The 14,434-nt window shown below is 44.4% G+C and carries 19 protein-coding genes; 13 read left to right on the top strand and 6 right to left on the bottom strand.

From position 1 onward, the window contains the following. The first annotated feature begins 494 nt into the window (after positions 1-494). Both ctaG and QOZ98_RS03485 read left to right on the top strand, forming a co-directional pair. A complete protein-coding gene (gene ctaG, locus QOZ98_RS03490; protein ID WP_308786111.1) occupies positions 495-1,418 on the top strand; it encodes a cytochrome c oxidase assembly factor CtaG in 924 nt (307 codons plus the stop codon). 25 nt (positions 1,419-1,443) lie between these two features. Beyond that, the gene (locus QOZ98_RS03485; RefSeq protein WP_308786110.1) at positions 1,444-1,905 is read left to right on the top strand and encodes a DUF420 domain-containing protein; all 462 of its coding nucleotides are present in this window, start codon (positions 1,444-1,446) and stop codon (positions 1,903-1,905) included. A 30-nt stretch (positions 1,906-1,935) separates the two neighbouring features. Here the strand turns inward: QOZ98_RS03485 and ytvI are convergent, their stop codons facing one another. Both ytvI and QOZ98_RS03475 read right to left on the bottom strand, forming a co-directional pair. Beyond that, positions 1,936-2,991, bottom strand: a complete 1,056-nt coding sequence (gene ytvI, locus QOZ98_RS03480) for a sporulation integral membrane protein YtvI (protein ID WP_308786109.1) — start codon at positions 2,989-2,991, stop codon at positions 1,936-1,938. Between the two features lie 81 nt (positions 2,992-3,072). Continuing rightward, positions 3,073-3,438, bottom strand: coding sequence for a YugN family protein (locus QOZ98_RS03475; protein WP_308786108.1), 366 nt, complete (start codon positions 3,436-3,438; stop codon positions 3,073-3,075). A gap of 163 nt (positions 3,439-3,601) precedes the next feature. On the opposite strand from QOZ98_RS03475, the gene QOZ98_RS03470 reads away from it, so the two are divergent. Continuing rightward, a complete protein-coding gene (locus QOZ98_RS03470; RefSeq protein WP_308786107.1) occupies positions 3,602-4,666 on the top strand; it encodes a CAP domain-containing protein in 1,065 nt (354 codons plus the stop codon). Here QOZ98_RS03470 and QOZ98_RS03465 read toward each other — a convergent pair. Then, positions 4,647-5,156 (bottom strand): PaaI family thioesterase, encoded by a 510-nt coding sequence (locus QOZ98_RS03465; RefSeq protein WP_308786106.1) that lies wholly within the window; start codon positions 5,154-5,156, stop codon positions 4,647-4,649. The two genes, QOZ98_RS03470 and QOZ98_RS03465, sit on opposite strands and share 20 nt — an antisense overlap. 75 nt (positions 5,157-5,231) lie before the next feature. On the opposite strand from QOZ98_RS03465, the gene QOZ98_RS03460 reads away from it, so the two are divergent. After that, positions 5,232-5,678, top strand: a complete 447-nt coding sequence (locus QOZ98_RS03460; protein WP_142826653.1) for a YlbF family regulator — start codon at positions 5,232-5,234, stop codon at positions 5,676-5,678. A 65-nt stretch (positions 5,679-5,743) separates the two neighbouring features. Here QOZ98_RS03460 and QOZ98_RS03455 read toward each other — a convergent pair whose 3' ends face one another. Beyond that, a complete protein-coding gene (locus tag QOZ98_RS03455) occupies positions 5,744-6,652 on the bottom strand; it encodes a glycerophosphodiester phosphodiesterase (protein WP_308786105.1) in 909 nt (302 codons plus the stop codon). A 131-nt stretch (positions 6,653-6,783) separates the two neighbouring features. Between QOZ98_RS03455 and QOZ98_RS03450 the strand changes: the two genes are divergently transcribed. Beyond that, entirely contained in the window at positions 6,784-7,056 is a 273-nt protein-coding gene (locus QOZ98_RS03450; protein ID WP_308786104.1) for a YlbG family protein, read from the top strand. Here QOZ98_RS03450 and QOZ98_RS03445 read toward each other — a convergent pair whose 3' ends face one another. After that, positions 7,057-7,437, bottom strand: coding sequence for a DUF7147 family protein (locus tag QOZ98_RS03445; protein WP_308786103.1), 381 nt, complete (start codon positions 7,435-7,437; stop codon positions 7,057-7,059). A gap of 83 nt (positions 7,438-7,520) precedes the next feature. Between QOZ98_RS03445 and rsmD the strand changes: the two genes are divergently transcribed. The 3 genes from rsmD to QOZ98_RS03430 all read left to right on the top strand — a co-directional run bounded on the left by rsmD (position 7,521) and on the right by QOZ98_RS03430 (position 9,666). Beyond that, the gene (rsmD, locus tag QOZ98_RS03440; RefSeq protein WP_308786102.1) at positions 7,521-8,096 is read left to right on the top strand and encodes a 16S rRNA (guanine(966)-N(2))-methyltransferase RsmD; all 576 of its coding nucleotides are present in this window, start codon (positions 7,521-7,523) and stop codon (positions 8,094-8,096) included. Continuing rightward, a complete protein-coding gene (gene coaD / locus QOZ98_RS03435) occupies positions 8,089-8,568 on the top strand; it encodes a pantetheine-phosphate adenylyltransferase (RefSeq protein ID WP_308786101.1) in 480 nt (159 codons plus the stop codon). The genes rsmD and coaD overlap by 8 nt, the downstream gene beginning before the upstream one ends. A 72-nt stretch (positions 8,569-8,640) precedes the next feature. Next, the gene (locus tag QOZ98_RS03430) at positions 8,641-9,666 is read left to right on the top strand and encodes a SepM family pheromone-processing serine protease (protein WP_308786100.1); all 1,026 of its coding nucleotides are present in this window, start codon (positions 8,641-8,643) and stop codon (positions 9,664-9,666) included. Here the strand turns inward: QOZ98_RS03430 and QOZ98_RS03425 are convergent. Further along, positions 9,654-10,853, bottom strand: a complete 1,200-nt coding sequence (locus QOZ98_RS03425) for a nucleotidyltransferase (protein WP_308786099.1) — start codon at positions 10,851-10,853, stop codon at positions 9,654-9,656. The genes QOZ98_RS03430 and QOZ98_RS03425 overlap by 13 nt on opposite strands. 126 nt (positions 10,854-10,979) lie before the next feature. On the opposite strand from QOZ98_RS03425, the gene QOZ98_RS03420 reads away from it, so the two are divergent. The 5 genes from QOZ98_RS03420 (at position 10,980) to QOZ98_RS03400 (ending at position 14,411) form a co-directional block, all read left to right on the top strand. After that, entirely contained in the window at positions 10,980-11,513 is a 534-nt protein-coding gene (locus QOZ98_RS03420; protein ID WP_308786098.1) for a YceD family protein, read from the top strand. A gap of 24 nt (positions 11,514-11,537) precedes the next feature. Next, positions 11,538-11,714, top strand: a complete 177-nt coding sequence (gene rpmF / locus QOZ98_RS03415; protein ID WP_006828847.1) for a 50S ribosomal protein L32 — start codon at positions 11,538-11,540, stop codon at positions 11,712-11,714. A gap of 122 nt (positions 11,715-11,836) precedes the next feature. Further along, the gene (locus QOZ98_RS03410) at positions 11,837-12,589 is read left to right on the top strand and encodes an enoyl-CoA hydratase/isomerase family protein (protein WP_308786097.1); all 753 of its coding nucleotides are present in this window, start codon (positions 11,837-11,839) and stop codon (positions 12,587-12,589) included. A gap of 260 nt (positions 12,590-12,849) precedes the next feature. Beyond that, complete coding sequence (locus tag QOZ98_RS03405; RefSeq protein WP_308786096.1) at positions 12,850-14,199, top strand: acetyl-CoA carboxylase biotin carboxylase subunit; 1,350 nt, start codon at positions 12,850-12,852, stop codon at positions 14,197-14,199. Next, on the top strand, positions 14,196-14,411 hold the full coding sequence (locus QOZ98_RS03400; protein ID WP_142826642.1) for a biotin/lipoyl-containing protein: 216 nt from the start codon (positions 14,196-14,198) through the stop codon (positions 14,409-14,411). The genes QOZ98_RS03405 and QOZ98_RS03400 overlap by 4 nt, the downstream gene beginning before the upstream one ends. Positions 14,412-14,434 lie beyond the last annotated feature (23 nt).

Genomic DNA, 14,434 nt, shown 5'->3' with positions numbered 1-14,434 from the left:
GGCTGAGAAAGTCTTAAATCGCCTTGTGAAGAGAATGGGGATGTGCTCATGCGAGATGTGAAAAAGCATACCGCTGCGGTCGAAGCAATGGGGGAGAGTTGGTTTCTTTATATCAATATATATAGTTAATCTTGATGTAGTCCTGTCTTCAAGGCGCTTCCATATTTCGTATTGTCCAGTTTCAGCGCCCAGATTCTAGGGTCATAAGCCATTCCAGCTGCGCGGCAAGGAACGCCGCACTGCTGATCTGTCTTATGCCCGTCGAATCTATCGGGGCGCTTCCACATTTCGTATTGTCCAGTTTCAGCGCCCAGATTCTAGGGTCATAAGCCATTCCAGCTGCGCGGCAAAGAACGCCGCACTGCTGATCTGTCTTATGCCCGTCGAATCTATCGGGGCGCTTCCACATTTCGTATTGTTCATAGTTCGTTCATTGATATAGTGGGCAAGCCGCTATATAATGAGGGTACTTGAGGAAAAGGAGGTCCCATTACATGCCAATCAGTATCTTCGGGTTTCAAGCTTTGTGGAGTCCCGTTTACTTAGCAGTCCTCGTTCTGGTGACGATTCTATATTTTTTGGCTACTACAAAGTGGCGTGGAAAGTTTAAAGGAAATCAGCCGCTTAGCATAAGGGAAGCTGCACTTTTTGTATCAGGCATCGTCCTGCTTTATATTATTAAAGGTTCACCTGTAGATTTATATGGCCATATTCTGTTTACCATGCATATGGTTCAGATGGCGCTATTGCTGCTGCTGATTCCACCATTGTTAATCATGGGGATACCGACTTATATCTGGAGAGCGTTTATTGGATTGCCGGTAATTAAACCGTTATTCAATTTTCTGACTAGACCCATGCTGGCCCTGATCCTGTTTGGAATGGTCTTTTCGTTTTATCACATTCCGATGGTTTTTGATTTTGTGAAACAGGATGTATGGATCCATGGTGCTGTAAACATTGTCCTGTTCACCTCTGCCATATTCTATTGGTGGCCGGTCGTTAACAACCTGGAAGGCATGCACAAATTCCATGGGCTGAGCAAACTGGCATACTTGTTCGGATTAAGCGTACTGATGACTCCTGCATGTGCACTGATCATCTTCAGCGGAACTCCTTTTTATGCTACCTATACAGATGGAGAGGCATGGCTGCAGGCTATGGCATTGTGTGTGCCTGCTGGTACCTTGTCGCAATTAAATTTATCAGGCCCTGAGTTATTCTCTACGATGTCAGCGATTGAAGATCAGCGTACAGGCGGAATAACGATGAAAGTGCTTCAGGAACTTGTTTTTACCGTATTCCTATGGCTCGTATTCCACGAATGGCTGCGCAATGAGACGGACAAAGCTGATGAGATTACAGCGAAAGTTTTGCAAGACCGCAAAGACATGGCTTATCACAGACACAATGCTTAATGAAACCTAAAGGAGAATAACTTAAATGAATTTGCCGCTATTGCCGACTATCAGTACATTTTTTATCGTATTAAGCGCAATTTTGGTAGCGATTGGCTGGAATCTGATCCGTCGCCGCCAAATAGAAGCCCACAAGAAAGTGATGGTGGGGGCTGGTGCTGCGGCACTGACGTTCTTCATCATCTACATGTCACGCACCATTTTTGTCGGGAATACTGCTTTTGGCGGACCCGACGATTTGAAAATCTTTTATACGATCTTCCTGATTTTCCACATCACATTGGCGACCACAGGTGGTGTCATGGGATTGATCACCATTTACTGGGGATGGAAAAACCAATTGGCGAAACACCGAAAAATCGGTCCAATTACCAGTGTCGTTTGGTTTTCAACTGCGATAACAGGCGTTATGGTTTATTTGCTGCTCTATGTATTTTATGAAGGCGGCCATACAACTTCAGTATTCAAAGCTATTTTAGGCGGATAAAAAAAAGAACCCATTGAGGTTCCTTTTTTTTTATACTTTAAAATCAATTTTTATCATGCCGGCTTCACGTGCTGATGTGAATAGGATGACTATTAACGGACCGACGAAAAATCCGAGAAAGCCGATCAATTGCAGCCCTATGAACATTGCAATCAAAGTCGCTAAAGGCGAAAGTCCAATCTGTGTACCCATAACTTTTGGTTCAACTGTTCGGCGGATAATCAGCAATACGAGCGCCAGAATTGCCAATTGTGTTCCTTGAACAATATCACCTGTGATAAATTCATAAATAAACCAGGGAGTCAAAACAATAATCGAACCCAAAATCGGAATAAAGTCAATTAGCCAAATGAGCAAAGACATAACAATTGCATATTCTGGCGCTATAAAGGCAAGTGAAACGAGTGAAACAACAAAAATAATGCAGCTCACCAGAAATTGTGCTTTTAAAAATCCAAAAATTACTTTGTTCAAACGTGCAAACATGAAACGGACTTTTTCGGCCGTAGAATCTTTCAACCGCTTGAAAAGCATGATTTTCAAGCCAGGCAAGTCCAGCATGAACAAAAATAATGCAATGAGGAACACAATAAAACTGACGAGAAAAGAAGGTATGCCAGTCAGCAGATTAGAGACAGTATCGTAATTGACAATCGTCAGTATCCAATCGCGAATCCCTTCTATAAATCCTGCCAGTTCAGTTTCAAATGAAGAAACCACTTCGACAGGCATATCTTCTGTTGAACGGAAAAAGAACCGTTGAAATTCATCCCACATAATGGACAAGGAGTTTATGTATTCCGGCACCATTTTCGAAAACTGAATAATTTGCCCGATTAATTGAGTTACAGTCCAATAAAGCAAACCGGAAACAACTACCAAAAAAAGGATGAATACGGATATAACAGCCGACTTTCTATGCCATTTGAACCTTTTATGTATAAAATTAACAAGTGGCTCTAAAAAAATAGCAGTGATCAAAGCGATGATCAATGGAATGGAAACTGGCAATATGTAGATGGAGATTAAAATCAAGGCTGCTATGACAACAGCGATTGTTACAGTTTTCTTCGTCAACCACTTCACTGATCGAATCCTCCTTAATTAAGTTGAAATGTTTATGGCCGTTTAAAAAAACCGCAGTTCAATTGCTGAACTGCGGAAATTTTATACGTTAATTTCGAAACCTTGAACTTCTTTTTTGATCGAGCTCAATAATCCGATGCACGTTTTAATCAAGTGTTCAGGGAAATCTTCATCTTCACCGTATTCCACACCGTGCGGATAATAGTGTTTGCCAAGTGCCGGCTTCATAACACGCATAGTAGCGTCATTGGAATCAACGTCACCATTAGTGGCGTATGCAAATACCCGCAAATAGTAAGTGCCTTCGCGAATGATGAATTTACGGTCGTAAGTGACACGCTCGTAATCCCATTGTCCTTCTTTGGTCAAGCCGTGTTTGTTCATGATGCTTTCAAGTAATTCGATATCTACGTGAATGTTTTCAAGTCCTGTATTTTCAAAATACATAGGATCTCTCCTCCTCTATAACAAAAAAGACTACATACTCCTTTAATAATAGATCATAATTTAAGTTGTTGCAATGGCTAGATTGTGTCAGTGTAGAGGCGACTGTTATAATAATATATATAAATTCAACATCTAAAGATACAATAGCAAAGGGGCTGTTCGATTGAAAGACTTGCTGCGCATTATGATTTTTCTATCGATAGTTCTAATCGGTTTATTTTATTTGGATCCATCAATAAATGAAAATGATGTTCTGGAAGCACCACGAACGGTAGATCCTTTGCCAAGCGAAAATATTGCGGATGAAACTTTAGACGTTGCTCGTCCTACTACGGGCATTTCAAGTTTTATAGGCGAGTCTAGCGATAAATGGCTGGAACAATACGGGGAACCCGAGCGGAAAGAACCTTCAGCATACGGCTACGAATGGTGGGTATATAACGCCAGTTACTCCAACTTTATCATGACAGGGGTTAAAGACGGCAAAGTGGTCCAGGTTTACACTGCTGGGACTGCAGTAGATGCAGCACCATATAAGATTGGCCAAAATCTCGATGAAGTATATCGCTTCACCATACTTGAAAATGAAATAACGGTTAAATACGGAACGAATATTTACACATTCAATGTCACGGCTGAGGATATGGACAAGCGGATCCTGGTCAAGTTTGATGGCATCTATGCACAATTGTACATTGATTCAAAAGACCGTGCTTTAGAGGCCGTCCGTTTTATGGATGCGGAGACCTTGATTCGCCATCAGCCTTACGATCTTATGTATTCAGGTGAGCTGCTGCCGGTACAGACCCCATCCTCCACACAGCAGCGTTCCATAGACGAAGGAAATGCCAATCAGATTGTTGATTTGGTAAATGTTTACCGTCTGCATCATTCCACCATGCCTTTGGCGGTTAACCCTCTGGCAAACATGGTGTCAGAAGCAAACAGTGAAGACATGGCAAAGCAAAATTTCCTGTCCGAGGAAATGGAGATCAATGATTTGCACGGCAGGTTGGAACGAGCCAATATTGATTTTGAACAAGCGGCAGTCAACACAGCCACTCGCTATTATGATGCAGCGGAAACCGTACATGGCTGGATCAATTCAGATGCACACCGCAATACGCTGCTCAGCAATGAATACAACCAAACGGGAGTTGGCGTGTTCGGCAAATATTATACACAGATTTTTCTTGAAAAAGAGCCTGCTACTGCTTTTGAGCAATAGCAGGCTTTGAATTTTTAGGGACGATAAAAAAAGTGCCGGTCGCTGTAGCAATATGCTTTCCGTCTTGCTGAAAAATGTTCCCTTCTATTACCAGGGTATGCCTGCCGCTGCGTATGATGCGAGCTTTGGCGCTTATGCTGTCTTCATCCGCCACGGTCAAGTAGTGGATCGTTAAGTTTGTGGTAACAGCACTAAAGCCGGGCTGGCATTTGCTGTTGGCAAGCGTTCCCATTGCAGTGTCGAGGAGAACCGCGAGAATTCCGCCATGCGGGATATTAACGTTATTGTGGATAAAAGCGGTATTGGGTATAGAAACAACAGAAGAATGTTCATCGGTGACACGTGTCATGTTCAGGGCAGCACTTAAATACGTAGCAAAGTCACCTTGCTGTTTTTTCTCGAAATTTGTCAAGTAGTCGCCCAACATCTCAAGATCTTCGGAACTGCTGTTTTTTACAATACGCGCAAGCTGATCGTTTAAAAGACTCATGCTGACAATCCTTTCCTGTCTATAGTGAAATTTAAATATATCTGCTATGATTAAAGCGTAAAGGAGGAATCTGCTATGATTATGACCTATGAATGGGCTGAAATAACTGACTTTGCAGACGAGCTAAGCCAAATGATTCTACAATCAGAGCAAGCTGACCTCTATAGGGAAGCCTATGCCTCTGTCTATAACGATAAAAGTCTTGCGGAAGAAATTCAGGCCTTCGCAAGATTAAAAGACCAATATGAAGAAGTTCAGCGTTTTGGCAAATATCATCCGGAATACTCACGGGTGATGAAGCAAATTCGTGTGGACAAACGGCGATTGGACCTCAATGAGAAGATAGCCAATCTGCGTTTAATGGAAAACGAGTTGCAGGATCTGATGGACCAGGTAAGTTTTATCCTTGGCAGATCGGTATCAGAGGCGGTAAAAATTCCTTCCTCGAATCCTTTCTTTTCATCAGAATCTTCCTGCGGCGGCAGCTGCGGCACAGGCGGCGGCTGTTCTTGTTCAGCCTGACCGTGCAATTTTAAATAGCTCCATAAAAAAAGTGCAACGCTTGCGTTGCACTTTTTTTATATAAGTTACTCTTCCATTTCTGAGATAAGAGCAACGGCAAGATCGGGCCGGTCGGTGATGATGCCTTTGGCTCCAGCTTTAATTAATGTTCGCATAGCTTCTGCTTCATCGATCACCCAATAATGCACCGGGATGTTCAAATTCTCCAAGAATGCAATAAAGCGGGGAGAATCCAGACGGAATACCGATGACTTCACCGGAATCTGGAACACATCTGCACGCGGGTGATACAAATGGCCAAACTGGCTGTTGTAGGAAGCGTAAGCTTTTCTGACTTCATTTTCTCCTGCGCCAATTGCAACCCGGTTTTGCGCATACAAATTGAAACGGTCGATTTGCTCATCATAAAAAGATGTTACGGCTACCCGGTCCTGTACGCCAAGCGAATCGATCAGGCGCCACAGCTTGGAAGGCACTAAACTGCCCTCATACGTCTCAGGATCATCTTTAATGTCAATATTAATATACATCTGCGGGAATTTCTCAATCAGTTCACGAAGCAGCACAACCTGTTCATTTTTGCCGCGATACGAATGCTTGCCTTCTAGGTCGATAAAGTGATAGCCAAGATCAAAAGCTTTCAACTGATCAAGGGACATATCTGCAACTCGGCCAGCTCCATCAGTAGTGCGGTCAATGTATTCATCGTGAAACACAAGGATTTCTTCGTCTTTGGTCATGCGGATATCGATTTCAAATCCGTGTACGCCAAGATCTGCTGACCTGTTGAATGCAGCCAAGGTATTTTCCGGTGCCAATTTGGCGCCGCCACGGTGTGCAAGAACGATCGGGCGTTCATAATTCAGTACTTCTTTAGCAGGACGGAACTGCGGGTTGGCCAAAGCTTTAGATCCTGCCCAAGCAGCCGCTCCGACAGCAGCGGCTGCCAAGCCGATTTTTGTCTTTTTTCCCATACGTTGTGTTACCTCCCTGGAATTCTGTAATAAAAACAGTATAGCGAACTGAGTGCTGTGCTGTCAGTTTATTCGGTTGCGGCTTTTTTCTTTCCTATGGTATTCTAGAAGCTAAGAAAAGAGGGATACTTATGCATGATCGCCAAGGCCTCATTGTCTATGTGCATCATTTGAAACAAGCTAAATCGCTGCGGAAGTTTGGGCATGTCCACTATATTTCCCGCAAATTGAAATATGTAGTCCTCTATATGGATCAGGATGCCATAGAAACAACCAAAACGAAATTAAATAAATTGCCATATGTAAAACAAGTACTCGAATCCTACCGCCCAATGCTCAAAACAGAATATGAAAACGCCAAGCCTGATAAAGCAAAGGAATACGATTACAAAATCGGCCTTTGATTATTGCATTGGCGGAATATAATGGTTTAATCTTAAAACCGAAATCAAGTGGCTATGATAGAATTTTCTATCTGCGTACACGGATGAATGCTTGACTTCCATTTTAATGGGGGTATGGCCAAGTTCTGAAACAGTTTGCTCGAAAATGTCCAAACGCTTGGAATCGAGTGGGATCCCTTCGCGGCAAAGATAAATCGGCATAAAGTTGCCTTCAGAAGCGGGTTTGAATGCAGCCGCAATCGATAAGACATCCTGTCCCTGTGAATTTGTAGAAACAAAAACAAATCCATGCATAAAGCGTTGCTGATTGCTTGTGATGAGTTCGCGGAGCTCGTAAATATCTCCGTACCCTTCTCCAAGTTCAATAAAACGTTGAATCATCATGTCACGTCCTTTCCAGTCTTCATTTTACCATTATGCAATAAAAATGCATCAAGAAAATCATTTAAGTTAGAGGCGATAATATGCGTGTTGTAGCAGGCTCGGTTAAAGGGATTCCGTTAAAAGCGGTGCCTGGCAATTCAACCAGACCGACGACAGACAAAGTAAAGGAATCCATTTTCAATATGATCGGACCGTTTTTTGACGGCGGCTACGCGCTGGATTTGTTTGCGGGCAGCGGCGGACTAGGCATTGAAGCCCTCAGCCGCGGCATTGACCAGGTCATTTTTACCGATAAAGACAAACGGGCAGTGGAAACCATTCAGGCAAACTTGGAAAAAACGCGTTTATCGGACCGTGCAGAAGTTTACCGGGCTGATGCAGAACGTGCAGTCAAAGCTATTCAAAAAAACGGCATACAGGCGCGTCTGCTGTTTCTGGATCCGCCCTACCACATGAAAAAGTCCTACGACCTCATGGATAAAGCGGGAGAATTGGAAATTGTCACAAAAGATGCCATTATAGTCTGTGAACACGATAGGGAAGTAGAGCTTCCGGATCGGACCAGGTATTTTGAGCGTTATAAGAAAGAGCTTTACGGCAGTACCATTATTTCAATTTACCGTTACCAGGGGGAAGAAGGAGAACGTATTGACTAAAATTGCAGTAGTTCCAGGAAGTTTTGATCCCATTACAATGGGGCATCTGGATATTATTAAACGGGCGTCAAAAATTTTTGATGAAGTGAAAGTTGTGGTAATGAATAATTCATCCAAAAATCCGTTATTTGATGTGAATGAGCGCATGGATCTGATAGCGGAAGTAACGCAGTCTATCCCAAACGTTAAAGTGGATTCATTTTCCGGCTTGCTGATCGATTATTCAGTAGAAGTAAAAGCGAATGCCATCATACGCGGACTGCGTGCAGTCAGTGATTTTGAATATGAGATGCAAATTACATCTATGAACCGTTTTTTAAATGAAGATATAGAAACTTTGTTTATGGTATCGAATAACCAGTATTCATTCCTAAGCTCGAGCATTGTTAAAGAAGTGGCAAAATACAAAGGCAATATTACAGGCTTGGTGCCCGAAGCAGTTGAAAAAGCCCTTTATTTAAAATTTCAATAAGTCACGAATCTCGTGGCTTTTTCTTATGCAGAGCCTATAACTAAGGTTTTATCTAATGAAAGGAAGAGCTGCATGAAAAGTAAACGATTACTGACTCTCGTTATTATGATGGCTCTTATAGTTTTTCTGTCCTCTTACCAACTGGACTCGTATATTACAAGGCCGGGCGGCGCTTACGAACTGTCGCCACTGGTACAAGTGGCGGGCGGGGATGAAGATGATGCAGGAAGCCTCAGCCTGATGACGGTTTCCATGCTGACAGCAACTCCTGCTTTATACGTCTGGTCGCAATTTCAGGATGGCTATAAAATTTTGCCTCCGGAACAAGTCCGAAGCCCGCACGAAAGTGATGAAGAATACAACGTACGCCAGTTGAAGCTTATGTCCGATTCGCAAGTGAATGCTCTGCAAATTGCGTTTGAACAGGCAGAACTGCCTTACGAAATCAGCAATAATGGGGTTTTTGTTCTGAATGTACTGACAGGAGGAGCAGCGGATGGAGTTTTGGCGCCAGGCGACCGAGTGCTCAATGTGGATGGCAATAGCTTTGCGGAAATGCAGGAGCTTATCGATTACCTGAGTGAAAAAGAAGATGGGCAGGTGGTGGAGGTGCTTTATGAGCGCGAAGACCGCGAAATCAGCACGGATATTGAATTGGCGCCATTGCCGACCGATCCCGACCGAGTCGGCTTAGGCATTTCTTTTGTTGAAGACAAGAGCATCGAAACGACACCCGAAGTAGAAATCGATTCTGATGCAATCGGTGGGCCGTCAGCTGGCCTGATGTTCACACTCGAAATCCTCAATCAATTGGTGGACGAAGACATTACAAAAGGTTACAATATCGCCGGCACCGGAACTATGGAAAGCGATGGGTCTATAGGAAGAATTGGGGGCATTGACCAAAAAATCATGGCGGCCGATTCTGCAGAAATTGATATTTTCTTTGCTCCAAATGAAGCGGTGGAGGGCGGAGGCGACAGCAATTATGCAATCGCCGTTGAAACTGCAGAAAACATCGGAACAGCGATGGAAATTGTTCCGGTGGATACCATTGAAGATGCATTGGCATTTTTGGATGAGCTTCAACCCCGGTAAATCGGCGGTGTGGTAAATTCTTTTTTCATATCTGTACTACCTAATCCCTGCAGATACATGGCAGTGGCATGAATATCAAGTTTTCCCATCGGGCCGTTCAGATCAGCTGCGCGGCTCACCAAGGGAAGCGTGATATTCTTTTTTATATGGTTTAAATAAAGTCTTCCTGTGCTAGACATGCCGAGAAGCCTGATATATTCAGGGCCTGCAAAAGAATGCAGCTCTTGCCACGTAAATCCAGTAAAAATATGCGTCATCATCCGCTGAATTCGGGTCCTCGTAAAGCGTTTGGATTTGACGAGGGCAATAAAAGCTTCAAAGTTGTCAGCCGTTTTCGCAGATTGGTAGATCAAGTTCTCAATGCCTTCGGTTACTTCAGCATACTGTTTCAGCTGTTCCGGACCATCCCGCAAAACAGTAAATCGCAGCAACGGATAAAATCCTTCCCAACTGCCGAAAGTACCATAGTCATTTTCACTATTTTTTAATGTGGCGATTGACGTTTCTGGCATATAAGCCGACAACTGTTCGACAGAATCCCCTTTAAAAAAAGCTTCTCGAATTCCGGTCGCGCTGGCAATCGGCAGCCCCGCTTCGATAGAGTCATGGTAGTTGGCGCCAATCCGCTGAATCGTCAGCGGCTCCATGGAAGAACCGAGGCGTTGGGCCGCTTCCAAATAATGAAATCCTAAAATATTGTTCGGCTGCGTCAAATCGGCAAACCCCTCCCGGTCAGCCGTTAAAGCCTTATAGGCTGCGTTTAGGGCTTTCGGGTAGCTGATGCCAGTTTGGACTGCCTCGTGGATGAGATATTGGTATTCAGCTGCATGTTCTGTCAGCAACTGGCGGGAGTTCAGGAAAGGGGCGATCGCTCCTTGTTCACTGCCAAAGCAAAAAGAAGAGCAGCCGATTGCCTCGAGCAATGCAATCCCGCCTTTAGCAAAATCAGATGCCTGCGCCGTTGCATAGACATAAGGAAGTTCAATCACCAGATCGATGCCAGCATCCAGCGCCATTTGTGTCCGTGCCCATTTATCGGCAAACGCCGGTTCCCCGCGCTGCAGAAACTGGCCGCTCATAACTGCAATGACGAGGTCTGCGCCTGACTCCGCACGCGCCTGCTCTGCATGATGGAGATGGCCATTATGGAAAGGGTTGTACTCAACAATAATTCCTACAGCTTTCAATCTGCTCACCTCTTTGGTAGAATTAAATCTAGTATACCGATGTTTGAAATAGAGTGACAAGATTTTTTCTTGACATCTTTTTCTGTGCATTATATAATCAACTTTGTTGTCTTGAGGTGATTACTTATGAAAATAGCGATTCAACAGCTTCAAAAGCATCGCAGAGACGGACTGCCAATTGACCAAATGGTTCATTTGGAAGCAGTGAAATCACGGAATAGCGATATTCGGGAAATTTCACCTGTACATGTTACAGGACATTGCACAATTGGTTCGCAACAATTAACGTGCCAACTCCATCTCGAAGGCATGCTTACGCTGCCTTGTGCCAGAACTTGGGAGGATGTTGAGTTTCCGATAAACATCGATTCGGTTGAAATCTTCGATTGGTCTGAAAAAGCCCAGGAAGATAAGCTTAGCGATATTCATGCCGTAGAAACTGAAGTCATTGATCTTCAGCCGATACTGGAAGAACTCGTGCTGCTCCAGATTCCGATTCAAGTGTTTAAGGAAGACGCTGATCAATCCGTTATAAAAGGCGGAAACGATTGGTCGTATTCAACAGACGAAGAGTACGAAGCCGAGAAAGAAGCGGCACCACCAAAACCAGATCCAAGACTTGCTGATTTAGCAAAGTATTTTGATCAGTCAGATGAATAGAATTAGTGTAAGGAGGTGTCACCAATGGCTGTACCAGCTAGAAGAACGTCCAAAACCGCTAAAAGAAAACGCCGTACACATTTTAAATTGTCAGTGCCGGGCATGGTAATTTGCCCAAGCTGTGGCGAAAGTAAATTGGCTCACCACGTCTGCAAAGCATGTGGATCGTACAAAGGTAAAGAAGTAGTAGCAAGCAAATAAAACAGTATTTGCTGCTGAAAGGCTATCGAGAGGCCATGGCTCTCGATAGCCTTTTTCTCTATACATAAGCAAGCAGCGGATTTGTGCTTCCTGCAGGAATTCGCCTGAAAAGAGGGATTTGATTGTCTTACACCATTGGCCTTAAGGACGGCATCATGACATTTACGATAGACCGTCCCCATATCCGCAACGCAGTAAATGACGAAGTGACAGCAGGGCTTGAAGAGTTGGTGCAAAAAGCACAAGACCCTTCTATCCGGCTCATCATCATTACAGCATCCGGCAAGCAAGCTTTTTGTTCAGGTGGCGACCTTTCGGTTTTTCATGCGCTTCGGACAGAAGAACAGGCCTATGGAATGCTGAAGCGAATGAGCGATGTGCTGTATTCGATCAAAACACTGCCTGTACCGGTTGTAGCGGTCGTTAATGGCGCTGCAGTCGGCGGCGGCTGCGAAATCGCTACAGCGTGCGATTACAGGCTTGTATGGGATCATGCGAAATGCGGCTTTATCCAAGGCACTCTTGCCATCACCAGCGGCTGGGGAGGCGGCACTTATCTTCTGGAAACACTGCAGCACGATAAAGCCTTGAAAATGCTCAGCGAAGCGAAAGTGTATACCGCAAACGAGATGAAAGAATTGGGCTGGGCATCCGCTGTTATTCACAACGAGCAGGACCATGAAGAGTTTTTCGAATCAATGAAAAAAATCCATCCAGATGTTCACCGTGCCTACAAGGAAATGGCCATCCGCAAATGGCACATGACCGGTCTGCAGGAACGTGTCGAACAGGAAGTCAGAAGATGCGCCATCCTGTGGGAAAAAGACGCCCACCACGATGCAGTCGATAATTTCCTCAATAAATCCCAAAAATGAAATCCCTTTTCGGAGGGATTTCATTTTTGGTTTTGCCGGCGATAAAATCAATATACGTGGAACTATTGATTTGTGCCTGCTGATATTCCGCAAATCAGCTCCGCTTTCGGTCCAGCTGCCCAAAGCAGCGGAAGCGATGTGAGAAAGAAGATTCTGCTATTCAATTTACTTTGAAAAGAAATATTTCGGCGAATAGTTGAAATCGCTTACAAAATTCGTATATGCTATAGAAGGGAGAAAACATAGGGGGTATTTCAAATATGAAAAAAATCCTGATCGCGAACCGGGGAGAGATTGCACGCCGTATTATTCGGACATGCGAACGCCTTGGAATCGAAACGGTCGCTATTCATTCTGAGGCAGATGGGGATCTGCCTTATGTCAACGAAGCGACTCAAGCTGTGCTGATCGGTCCCAATCCGGTCGTGCAGTCTTACTTGCAAATTGAAAAAATTATTGAAGAAGCCAAGAAACACGGTGTGGATGCTATTCATCCCGGATATGGCCTGTTATCGGAAAATGCCGATTTTGCACGCAAAGTAGCAGAAGCGGGAATGATTTTCATCGGTCCTTCAAGCGATATCATCGAAAAAATGGGAGACAAGATTGAGTCCCGCAGAACCATGATCCAGGCTGGGGTGCCTGTGGTTCCGGGTACAGAAGAAGGCGTGGCAACGCTTGAAGAAGCCTTGCAGGAAGCGACAGTTATCGGCTATCCTTTGATGCTGAAAGCAAGTGCAGGCGGTGGCGGCATCGGCATGGTGCGCTGTGAAAGTGAACAAGCGCTCACTCAACAGTTTGCTTCGGTTAAAAATCGGGCCAAGGCCTATTTTGGCGATGATATTGTGTATCTGGAAAAATTCATTGCCGATGCCCGCCACATCGAAGTGCAAATTTTCGGTGACCACCAAGGCAATCTGGTTCATTTGTATGAACGCAACTGCTCGGTTCAGCGCCGAAACCAGAAAGTAATCGAAGAGTCGCCTTCGCCGCATTTGCCGCAAGATGTGCGAGAGCGCCTTTGCGAAGCTGCAATGCAGGCTGGAAGGGCGGTTGGCTATACAAATGCCGGTACCGTGGAATTTATCGTCAGTCCAAACAATGAGTTTTATTTCCTGGAAATGAATACGCGTCTGCAGGTGGAGCACCCGGTGACAGAAGAAGTGACGGGGCTGGATCTGGTTGAATGGCAGCTGATTGTAGCCGGAGGCGGAGAACTGCCCGCTCAAGACACGATAGAAACCAAAGGCCACGCTATTGAATACCGTATTTATGCGGAAGACCCGAAAACCTTTTTTCCTTCTCCAGGAAAGCTTGAAAAGCTTCAGTGGGGTGAAGGCGCACGGATTGAAACCGGTTATGAAGAAGGCAATTTAGTGACGCCTTTCTACGATCCAATGATTTCAAAAATTATTATACGCGGGTCTGATCGTGTTGATGCACTGTCGAAGTCACAGACATTCTTCAACCGGACTGAAATTGCAGGTGTAAAAACCAATATTTCCTTATTTAAAGAATTTATCAGATCAGAAGAATTTATAGCAGGTGATTACGCAACAGCGGTATTGCCGCAATGGATGGAAAAAACCAAGGAGGAACACACATTATGAGAGAATTAAAAGCGTCTATGGCAGGAACAGTATTGAATATTTTAGCAGCAGAAGGGGAAGCTGTAACAGCTGGTCAAGCTGTATTGACAATCGAATCGATGAAAATGGAAATTCCAATCGAAGCTGAATTTGGGGGCAAAGTGGAAAAAGTGCATGTGGAAGTCGGCGGTTTTGTCAACGAAGGCGATCTGCTGCTGACTGTCGGCGAATAAACGATTCCAAACAAAGGGGACAG

This window comes from Planomicrobium stackebrandtii (assembly GCF_030814955.1).
In the GTDB taxonomy this organism is placed as follows: domain Bacteria; phylum Bacillota; class Bacilli; order Bacillales_A; family Planococcaceae; genus Planococcus; species Planococcus stackebrandtii.
The sequence above is the reverse complement of the archived record's forward strand: the minus strand, read 5'-3'. Positions and strand labels throughout refer to the sequence as shown.

Bases quoted from the DNA above. Each gene is read 5' to 3' on its own strand.
- QOZ98_RS03460 (WP_142826653.1), top strand. From the start codon at position 5,232: ATGATTATGACCTATGAATGGGCTGAAATAACTGACTTTGCAGACGAG.
- QOZ98_RS03475 (WP_308786108.1), bottom strand. From the start codon at position 3,438: ATGTATTTTGAAAATACAGGACTTGAAAACATTCACGTAGATATCGAA.
- QOZ98_RS03450 (WP_308786104.1), top strand. From the start codon at position 6,784: ATGCATGATCGCCAAGGCCTCATTGTCTATGTGCATCATTTGAAACAA.
- QOZ98_RS03445 (WP_308786103.1), bottom strand. From the start codon at position 7,437: ATGATTCAACGTTTTATTGAACTTGGAGAAGGGTACGGAGATATTTAC.
- rpmF (WP_006828847.1), top strand. From the start codon at position 11,538: ATGGCTGTACCAGCTAGAAGAACGTCCAAAACCGCTAAAAGAAAACGC.
- QOZ98_RS03405 (WP_308786096.1), top strand. From the start codon at position 12,850: ATGAAAAAAATCCTGATCGCGAACCGGGGAGAGATTGCACGCCGTATT.
- QOZ98_RS03400 (WP_142826642.1), top strand. From the start codon at position 14,196: ATGAGAGAATTAAAAGCGTCTATGGCAGGAACAGTATTGAATATTTTA.
- QOZ98_RS03485 (WP_308786110.1), top strand. From the start codon at position 1,444: ATGAATTTGCCGCTATTGCCGACTATCAGTACATTTTTTATCGTATTA.
- rsmD (WP_308786102.1), top strand. From the start codon at position 7,521: ATGCGTGTTGTAGCAGGCTCGGTTAAAGGGATTCCGTTAAAAGCGGTG.
- QOZ98_RS03455 (WP_308786105.1), bottom strand. From the start codon at position 6,652: ATGGGAAAAAAGACAAAAATCGGCTTGGCAGCCGCTGCTGTCGGAGCG.
- ctaG (WP_308786111.1), top strand. From the start codon at position 495: ATGCCAATCAGTATCTTCGGGTTTCAAGCTTTGTGGAGTCCCGTTTAC.
- QOZ98_RS03430 (WP_308786100.1), top strand. From the start codon at position 8,641: ATGAAAAGTAAACGATTACTGACTCTCGTTATTATGATGGCTCTTATA.
- QOZ98_RS03420 (WP_308786098.1), top strand. From the start codon at position 10,980: ATGAAAATAGCGATTCAACAGCTTCAAAAGCATCGCAGAGACGGACTG.
- QOZ98_RS03465 (WP_308786106.1), bottom strand. From the start codon at position 5,156: ATGAGTCTTTTAAACGATCAGCTTGCGCGTATTGTAAAAAACAGCAGT.